Below are 8,730 nucleotides of genomic sequence, written 5' to 3'. Positions count from 1 at the left end.
CTGCCGACAATAAGGTAATCTGTTTGCATAATCTATTTTCTGCAACTAGATGATTCATACTTCAATCTTTACGCTAGTTTCTATCGATCGACAGGTATGTTTGCATTTCTTAACAATAGGTTTTTATTTAATTAAAAAACTATTAGATTTTGATAGAATGTTATTTTCTTCACAATTTCCTCACATTTTTTTGATAAGATCGCATTAATCATTACATCCCGAAAATCTTTGATGAATAAAAGGTTTCGAGATCGGGCTGAAGCTGGAAAATTGCTAGCCCAACAACTACTAGATTATGCCAATCGACCGCAGGCGATCGTGTTGGCATTACCGCGCGGTGGGGTACCCGTCGCGTACCCGATCGCGCAAATGCTCGAACTGGCATTAGATATCTGTCTGGTACATAAATTGGGCGTACCAAGCAATCCAGAGCTAGCAATGGGCGCGATCGATCTCCAGGGGGCAATATACCTCAACGAGCGCATTGTCAGATCGATGGACATCTCGAAGGCAACGATCGATCGGATCGCGACAATGGAGCTGCGCGAACTGCAACGTCGCGATCGGACATACCGAGGAGATCGTGCAGAGATAGATCTACGAGATCGAATCGCGATCGTGGTAGATGATGGATTGGCAACTGGAGCCACGATGAAAGCCGCAATTGAAGCAATTAGACGCCAACAACCCGCCCAGATCGTCATCGCTGTGCCAGTTGCCTTTCAAGGGACGATCGATGAATTGCGCGCTAGTGTCGATCGGATTGTCTGTTTGATGATGCCCGCACCGTTTGAGGCGATCGGTTGTTGGTATGATGATTTTTCGCAAACTACAGATGCTGAAGTTTGTGCGGCATTGCAGGTGGGGATGAAAAGCTAGTACCGAGCGGCGTAAATCCTAGTACTATTTCGGGAAGAGTTGGGAGTTGGGAGTTGGGAGTTGGGAGTTCGCAGAGTAGAAGGTAGGGTATGCGCAATGGTTGCTTTACTTATGCCGTCGAGTACTAGTAGTCTACGGTGTAAATCTAGTTACTACTGGAACGACGCACATTGCTGTTTAAATATCATTTCAAAAATAAGGACTCCAGTCAGCAGTTGCCTGATGACTGAAGTCCCAAATTTAAGCAGAGCGATCGTGTAACTTAAAACATCTCAACTGTTAGCGGAGTTCCCGCGCATGAGTCGCGTGGAGGCTTAATTCTAGCTACCAAAGATTTCTGTTTTAGTGCGATCGATCGCTTGCATTAACTCTTTTCGATCTTGCTCGCGGATTAAATAACGCGATACAAAGCGTACCGTGTAATATAGGCCGACTATTTTGAGAATTGGCGACATTAATGGGATACTATCGACCGCATTCAACCCAGCAAATAACAGTTTGATGGCTACAAATGCGACGATGGTTAAGCCCAGCCAATCGAAAAGTTGACGATTATTCTGGTAATAATCAGTTACAGATGACTTCGCATTGTTCAACAGCTCGGCATTATTGCTTTGCAGCGATTGCCAAATTTCTTTGGCTGAGTCTGTTATCGACTTCTCGTCGGTGACGTCGGCTGTTGCTGTGGTAGCTGCGGTATCCATGCTGGCAGGCATGGGCGCATACTCGTTATCTACAACTGCATCGGAACTGCTATGCAAACTAGCTTCGATTTCGCCAGCAGATTTTTCTAGAGACTTCTGGTCGTATTTCATCGCATCTTCACTCAGATCGTGTACGACTGGCGATTCGTTGGCTACCTTGAGGTTGCTGTCGTTAGTGGCGATCGTGTCATCTAGAGTGGGAGTGGCAATTGCTTCGCTGGGTAATTCGTCAGGGAAGTCTCCGTTAGCAGCAAGCGCATCTTCACCGAGATCGGGCATGGTTGCCGATTCGCTGCTGGCATCGGCGATTGGTGCTTCGCCATAGCCCATGGCTGCATCTGACAGATCGGGAGCTACTGCCGATTCGTCATTGGCATCAGCCATGGCTGCTGGCATTGGATCCATGTTTTCGACAGAGGCGTTTTCGACATGTGCGTTGTCGTACTCTTGGGCTTCTGTTGGCTTGCCGTCTTCTGCCTTGGGAGTTTCTACATGGTTGGGGTCATGCTCGTCAATGCGGGAAATTTCAGTTGTCAGATCGATGCTCATGATCGGTAAGTTACTTATTCAATGGTGATGCGTTTTTGGAGCGACAAACGACTTTCAGCTCCGATCGTCTTTATAAACACGAGAGCCAATGCACTCTGCATCGGCTACAAGTAATTAGTGGCGATCTTCCCGGTTTTTTATGGAAACCAAGAAGATCGGTAGAGTAAATTAGATCTTGTTATCGATAACTGGGTTGCCATCAACATCGACATCTAATTCTTCGCGACGCAGTTGCTCTTGAGCCGTAGCATTTTCGGTGTCTACAACTTTGGTAACTTTGACTTCTTCGCGCACGAAGGCTTCTTTACGGAATTCTGGAACTTCTTCATACACATCCATCCGGGCAACTTCGCCTTCTTTAAAGGCATCTGTACCTGTGGGGACGGGCGTGCCTGTCGAACTAGCGGGCATCCGCTCGACGACTACGCGTTCTTTATCTACGGACACAGAAGCTGTTGCCGTCTCGGTTTCAACATGCTTGCTGATTACGGCTTCGCCAGTTTTTTGACGAGTTTTGCTGCTGACGAGGCGTTCTTCGTATAGTTTGAGCGTCGCATTGTCTCGATCGTTCACCTCATACAAATCTGGTTCGCGATCGTAAGCATAATTGTCCCGATCCATCATGGCAGTGCCTGTGGTTGGCATATCGACACTTGAGGATACGTCCTGTTGCATGGGCGTCGCACCACCGCGATATACGCCTCTGACCCGCTCTTCATGGTCGTAATCGACAACCATATCGTTGGTGAATTCTGGTAAAGCTTCAACTTGGGCTTTGGTCAAATCGATCGCATATACACGTTTGGCGTTGTCGTCTACTCGGGCGCGACCGATCGGTAGTAACACTTTCTTACCGATAATCCAAGCTCCAGTATTAATTACTAAATAGCGAAACTGTCCGCCATCATCTACTAAAACATCATCAACCGAACCAATTTTATCGTCAGCTACATACACGTCTAGCCCTTTAATATCCCGATCGCCAAAGTGTGCTTTATAATCTGGGTTAAAGTCTTTAATTTTATGAAGAGCCATGTGATTTAGTCCTACTTGTAAAGTCCTTGAATACCTGATACTCATCAGCTTACAAGTCTGACTCTATATATTTATCCTTCTATCTACCGATCTAGCAAACACCATTAGATAGAGACTAAAAATGCTGACATTTTCGGTCGATCGAATAATATTTTGATTATTTAACGATCGCGATCTATAGTCGCGACACCCCGATTGACTGACAAAAATTTAATTAGGGCTTGCTGAAGATCTTAGCAAGCCCTAACTATCGATTACTTCCCACGCATTCTGGGATTTTGTAAAAACAGAGCGGCATCCTCAAGCATTTTGGGACCCCAGTTTTTATCGCGTAAATAACTAAGCTCGTTGAATTTCTTGTCAGTGCGGAGTGCGGCTGCTCCGTATTGGAGAGCCTCTTCTTGCTTACCTTGAGCAAACAAGGCGATCGCTAAACCAAACTGACTATCTGGCATGATATTGGGTAGGTTCAGAGCTTTGCGCCACGAGGCAATTGCTTCGGTTTTTTGGCCTTGTTCGTATTGAGCGAAAGCTTTCTGGCTGTAGATCTTACTCAACAGGGGGTGATTCATGGAAATGGCAAGATTGTAGTCTGAAATTGCACTTTGATAATCGCCAAGTTCGTACTTTACCCAGCCCCGACTGCTATAGGCTGCGAGCAGTGTAGGATTGACTGCAATCGCGCGGGTATAATCATCGATCGAGCCTTGTTTGTCTTGCAATTTATATCTAACGTTAGCCCGATTGTAGAATACCGCAGCCCGTTTGGGATCGATCGAGATCGAGCTATTATAATCTATTAATGCTTGTTGCCAATTGCCCAATTTAAAGCGGACATTCCCCCGATTGTAGTAAGATTCAGACCGTTTGGGATTCATCGCAATATCGCTAGTGTAATCATCGATCGCGCCTTGACGATCGCCCAATTCAGCTTTAGCATTACCGCGAATGTAGAATAACCGATCTTTTTTGGGATCGATGGCGATTGCCTGGTTCATATCAGCTAAGATCCCTTGATAATCGCCCTTACTCTCTCTGGCGATCGCACTAGCAATTAGATCGTCTACGGGTTTGGGCGTAGTTGTTACCGCCACTGGCTCGGCAGGTAGGTATTCCTTCAGCCCCATCTGCGTTGCCATCTTGGTAAAAGTATTGATGGTAATGCCCAAATTAAATCCTGTCTTGATCCGGATTTCGGGGTTATCGGTTTGTTTGAGCTTGGTATCGACATCACCTTGCCCGTGGATGGCAATTATTTCGCCGTTCTCATTCCAGACGGGGCCGCCACTGTGACCGGGAAGTGTGGGATTATCGTAGACGAGCGAATAGCCTCGTTTCTGCAATTTATTACCATTGCCAACGACCTTTCCTTGAACGAAGGTAAAAATTGGCTCAGAAATCGTACTCGTCAAGGGAAAACCGGAAATATAAATACTCTCCCCACTTTCGACTCGATCGGAATTATCGGTGGCTTTAGCTACTCGATAACTTTTAGTACTATCAAATTTGACAACTGCTAAATCGACATTGTTGATGAATAGTTTTACCTGAGTCACACCATATTCATTATCGTCAGTAGTCACAATTTGACAGCCACTATTGCGCATGGCATGAGCCGCCGTCAGAATGGTATAACTACTACCACTTTTATGAATAATTACACCTGAAGCGTTAGAGCAGCCCTTGATTCTGACGGTAGATTGCTTGGCAAGACGTTGCACCTCAACTGGTGAGAGGGCTGAAGCAGGCAGTACATAGCCCAGCACCAAGATAGCACCACAGATTGTCGCAAGTGGTGACAATAATAAGTAATTATTCATATTTAGCAGTCGCAGATCGTTCGCGTTCCTTCTATTAGACTAACATTACACGAGTGTTGTCATAGTATTATCCGATCGAATATATGTACATATATTTGGTTCGTTTTGAAGTTAAGGCGATCTGAGTCGATCTGGCTGTGAATATTTCGCGATCGATATCGATCGAATATCATCCGATTTTCTGATTTACATGGAGTAAAGAACAGTCAATCGCGATACATCTCTCTATTTTGGGATTGAATATACAGCAGATCAACTTGTATAAGTCATTTGTCCAGCAATTTCATTCAACCAATCATTTTGGTTGACAGCCAGAGCAATTGCTAGCCCTGCGGAACCATTTGCCAGAAAACCTTTTTCTGTAAATTTATAGTTGATATGATTGACGATCGACCAGATAAAAACTGAAATTCCAAATACAATCAATACGGTAATTACGACTGATAGTGAAAGAACTTGGCTATCTGCTTGACTGGCATCTGCCACCCAAATCTTAGACCAATGAGAAGCAATTCTCCAGACAAATACTCTGCTGACACAGCACATGTACGCGCCAATAAAATAAGCGATGATTCCAGGTATTAACTCCATGTGTTCTCAGCGATCGATTGTAATAGTAACTAACAAGCAACTTTGCTTATTATTTACTATTCCCTATTTCCGCTTGACTATCGCCATCGATCGCGTTCTAGATCGTAGATCGCTTTCTCCCAATGCCAATCCGCAGGCTTATCGGGATTTCTGAGTCGAGATTGCTGAATCAGGCGACTCGCGGTATTCTGATTGCCGCCGAGTAGCTTTAATAATTTTCGTTCTAATTGTGGGTGTTGCGGGCGAAGTTGTCTGCTTAAAGATTTGCCACGTTTACCAATTGGCAGTCGATGGCGTTGCTGCCAAGCAAAAAACAATAGACACAGCCCCAAACAAATGGCGATCGTGGCTCCACTCATAAAAAATTAATAATTTACAATTCGTTCTTAAATACTATTGTAACTAACAATATTACTAAGGAACCGATACATCTTCAATCCGTGGAAATACTTAGATCTCGAGCGATTGTCATCAACCACTGGGGATAACCGCCAGAAATTGACGGTTGAGATCTAGTTTGTGGATAGTTAACTAACAACGTTCGCACGATTGACAAAAACTGTCGATCGATACTAATGTTATCGCCTAAATATTCGCAGGCAAGCGTCCACCAGGTTCTTTCGTACAGTTGTAAGGTTGTCAGCTCGATCGCGACTGCATTTTTTCTCGGCGTACCGATTGGAATTAGCTGGAGCGGATCGTCAAACTCCACGCGATAAAACCGTTGCTGGCGGACTTTATCGAGTTGAATCCAACCCTGTTTCCCCGTTGCTGGCGGATGTGCGGATCGATCGTCACAAATCCATTTCGACCATTGCTCTACGTTACTTTCTCCAAATTCATCTATATCTATTTTATCAAATTGCTGCTGGAGATGCTTGACCTCCAAGTTGCCCTGGCGAATTTTGATACCCACCTCGGGAGAGTTAGACTGAAGATAAAAATCAGTACGTGCATCGGCTTCTGTCCCGTTCGATCCTAATGTATTAAACCAGTTGGCGATCTCTGTTGGTAAATCCTCTTGATAAAACCACCGCAATTCGATCGTCTGAGTACCATTCATTTAAATTAATACCTATTACCATGAACGAAGATTTACAAAAGCTACATCTAGAAGCTGGATTGAAAATTGGCAAAGACAAGACATGTGGCAATAAGATCGACTATGGGTCGGAAGATACAGCAGTTATCGCTGCTGAAAAAATGAATCAAAAGCCAAATACTAGAAATACTCTCGAAGCTTACCCATGCGCTTTTTGTAATGGCTGGCATATTGGTAGAGAAATGTCTCGATCGGAATTAGAACTTTATCTAGGCGATCCTAATATTGAAAGTTAGGACATTGCCTGTCTCGATCGAAACGAGATATTTTAGGATAGATATATTGTTGTATTGTTGTTCTTTATATCTCGATCGGCTACGAACATTTTCTACCCCCAATTAAAGAGCATACTAACTACTGCTAAAATAGTCTAGTCGAGTGCTGACCCAACCTACATCCCAATGACTAGACCGATCGGAATTGACCTATTTGCTGGAGCTGGGGGGATGTCATTGGGCTTCGAGCAAGCTGGATTCGATATTGTCGCGGCGGTAGAAATCGATCCCGTTCATTGTGCCACGCATGAGTATAACTTTCCTAAAACTACGACGATTTGCGCCAGCGTCATCGATCTGACAGGCGATGAAATCCGCAAAAGAGCTAAATTAGGCACCAAAGAGATCGATGTAGTGATGGGTGGTGCGCCGTGTCAAGGCTTTTCCCTGATGGGAAAACGCGCTTTTGACGATCCGCGCAATCAATTAGTATTTCATTATGTGCGAATCGTCAAAGAATTAAATCCCAAGTATTGTGTATTTGAAAACGTTAAAGGACTGACTCTGGGCGCGCACGCTCAGTTTCTCGATGAATTAATTGCCGCTTTGGGGGAGGCTGGCTATGATGCGATCGCGCCTTATCGGGTATTAAATGCTGCCGATTATGGCGTACCGCAGGATCGCAGGCGATTATTTTTAGTCGGGACGCGCAAGGGTTTGAAATCGCCGAGCTATCCAGCACCAGAACCAGAGCGAATAACTGTCTGGGATGCGATCGGAGATTTACCCAATGCTGACGGGTTCGATGCTTTGTGGGCGAATGATGTTGTCAAGGTACTATGGGAGACAAGCAGCTCATACGGTCGTAAATTGCGCGGTTTCGATCGAGATCCCAACGATTATAGCTACCCCCGTACCTTCGATCCGCATTTACTTACATGTAGCATCAGAACCAAACACAATCCATCTTCTCAATCGCGGTTTGCTGCCACCAAGCAAGGCAAAACCGACCCAATCAGCCGTTTCCGCAGATTAGACCCCGAAGGGCTATGCAACACGCTCCGAGCGGGTACAGACAGTGCTAGAGGGGCACACACGTCGCCTCGTCCGATTCATCCCTGGTTACCGCGCGTCATTACCGTGCGGGAAGCGGCGAGATTGCATTCTTATCCCGACTGGTTCCGCCTCCATTCTACGAAATGGCATGGCTGTCGTCAGATTGGCAATAGCGTTCCGCCGCTATTAGCGCGAGCCTTGGCTGGCGAAATTTTGAAAGCGCAGGGCATTCAGCCAGTACAGCCAAAGATAACAATCGATCGCGGCGAGGAGCGGTTACTCTACTTGGATATGACTAATGCGTCGAGATATTTTAAAGTACCATTACATACCATTGCCCAACGATCGCGCAAAATACCTTTAGTAGTGGAAAGTACTTAACCCAAGTGGTTGAAACCACTCCTTGTAATGCAAAGTCCGCCTACGCGGACTGATTAACTAGTCCGCGAAGCGATTATGTTAATTGTCAAGGGGTAATTTATTCGATCGACAGACAGGCTAAAGCCACCGTGATGCTCACTAGCCCACGGCAATAATCATCACAGTCCGATCGCTCGCCAGCATTCGCTCGAGACGCTCTAGTTCGAGCCGATTGCCACTGGCAGCATCGGCTCGCACCAAGGCTGATTGTTGCGGAGCATAGCATTGAAAATGCCCAGCAGTTTCCGAATACAAGCAACCAAAGCCACCTTGCGCGGCTTACCACTATCGTGGTTAAACGGAGCCACTCCCACCAAAGCGGCAATCTGTTTGGCAGTGCGTTGTCCCAATTCGGGTAA

At 45.6% G+C, this 8,730-nt stretch carries 9 protein-coding genes and 1 pseudogene; 3 read left to right on the top strand and 7 right to left on the bottom strand.

The window, feature by feature from the left end; all coding sequences use genetic code 11:
- Window positions 1–231 precede the first annotated feature (231 nt).
- Window positions 232–879: a phosphoribosyltransferase gene (locus tag C7B77_RS17010; protein WP_106307321.1), complete on the top strand. Its 648-nt coding sequence runs from the start codon at window positions 232–234 to the stop codon at window positions 877–879.
- A 320-nt stretch (window positions 880–1,199) separates the two neighbouring features.
- Here the strand turns inward: C7B77_RS17010 and C7B77_RS17005 are convergent, their stop codons facing one another.
- The 6 genes from C7B77_RS17005 to C7B77_RS16980 form a co-directional block, all read right to left on the bottom strand.
- Window positions 1,200–2,132, bottom strand: a complete 933-nt coding sequence (locus C7B77_RS17005) for a CAAD domain-containing protein (protein ID WP_106307318.1) — start codon at window positions 2,130–2,132, stop codon at window positions 1,200–1,202.
- A 168-nt stretch (window positions 2,133–2,300) separates the two neighbouring features.
- Window positions 2,301–3,167 (bottom strand): DUF2382 domain-containing protein, encoded by an 867-nt coding sequence (locus C7B77_RS17000; protein WP_106307315.1) that lies wholly within the window; start codon window positions 3,165–3,167, stop codon window positions 2,301–2,303.
- Window positions 3,168–3,421: 254 nt separating this feature from the next.
- Window positions 3,422–4,987 (bottom strand): tetratricopeptide repeat-containing S1 family peptidase, encoded by a 1,566-nt coding sequence (locus tag C7B77_RS16995; protein ID WP_106307312.1) that lies wholly within the window; start codon window positions 4,985–4,987, stop codon window positions 3,422–3,424.
- A 252-nt stretch (window positions 4,988–5,239) separates the two neighbouring features.
- Window positions 5,240–5,578 carry a hypothetical protein gene (locus C7B77_RS16990; RefSeq protein ID WP_106307309.1) on the bottom strand — a complete coding sequence of 113 codons (339 nt, stop codon included), beginning with the start codon at window positions 5,576–5,578 and terminating at the stop codon, window positions 5,240–5,242.
- Window positions 5,579–5,655: 77 nt separating this feature from the next.
- Complete coding sequence (locus tag C7B77_RS16985; RefSeq protein WP_106307306.1) at window positions 5,656–5,937, bottom strand: hypothetical protein; 282 nt, start codon at window positions 5,935–5,937, stop codon at window positions 5,656–5,658.
- Between the two features lie 74 nt (window positions 5,938–6,011).
- On the bottom strand, window positions 6,012–6,641 hold the full coding sequence (locus C7B77_RS16980) for a hypothetical protein (RefSeq protein ID WP_106307303.1): 630 nt from the start codon (window positions 6,639–6,641) through the stop codon (window positions 6,012–6,014).
- 20 nt (window positions 6,642–6,661) lie between these two features.
- Between C7B77_RS16980 and C7B77_RS16975 the strand changes: the two genes are divergently transcribed.
- Together C7B77_RS16975 and C7B77_RS16970 are read left to right on the top strand one after the other, a co-directional pair.
- The gene (locus C7B77_RS16975; protein ID WP_106307300.1) at window positions 6,662–6,916 is read left to right on the top strand and encodes a hypothetical protein; all 255 of its coding nucleotides are present in this window, start codon (window positions 6,662–6,664) and stop codon (window positions 6,914–6,916) included.
- A gap of 165 nt (window positions 6,917–7,081) precedes the next feature.
- Window positions 7,082–8,332, top strand: a complete 1,251-nt coding sequence (locus C7B77_RS16970) for a DNA cytosine methyltransferase (protein WP_106307297.1) — start codon at window positions 7,082–7,084, stop codon at window positions 8,330–8,332.
- 197 nt (window positions 8,333–8,529) lie between these two features.
- On the opposite strand, the pseudogene C7B77_RS30820 reads toward C7B77_RS16970, so the two are convergent.
- Window positions 8,530–8,730, bottom strand: a pseudogene (locus C7B77_RS30820) (hypothetical protein); the annotation flags it as partial.

Origin of the sequence: Chamaesiphon polymorphus CCALA 037, from assembly GCF_003003845.1 — a bacterium.
Classification (GTDB): Bacteria; Cyanobacteriota; Cyanobacteriia; order Cyanobacteriales; family Chamaesiphonaceae; genus Chamaesiphon; species Chamaesiphon polymorphus.
The sequence above is the reverse complement of the archived record's forward strand: the minus strand, read 5'-3'. Positions and strand labels throughout refer to the sequence as shown.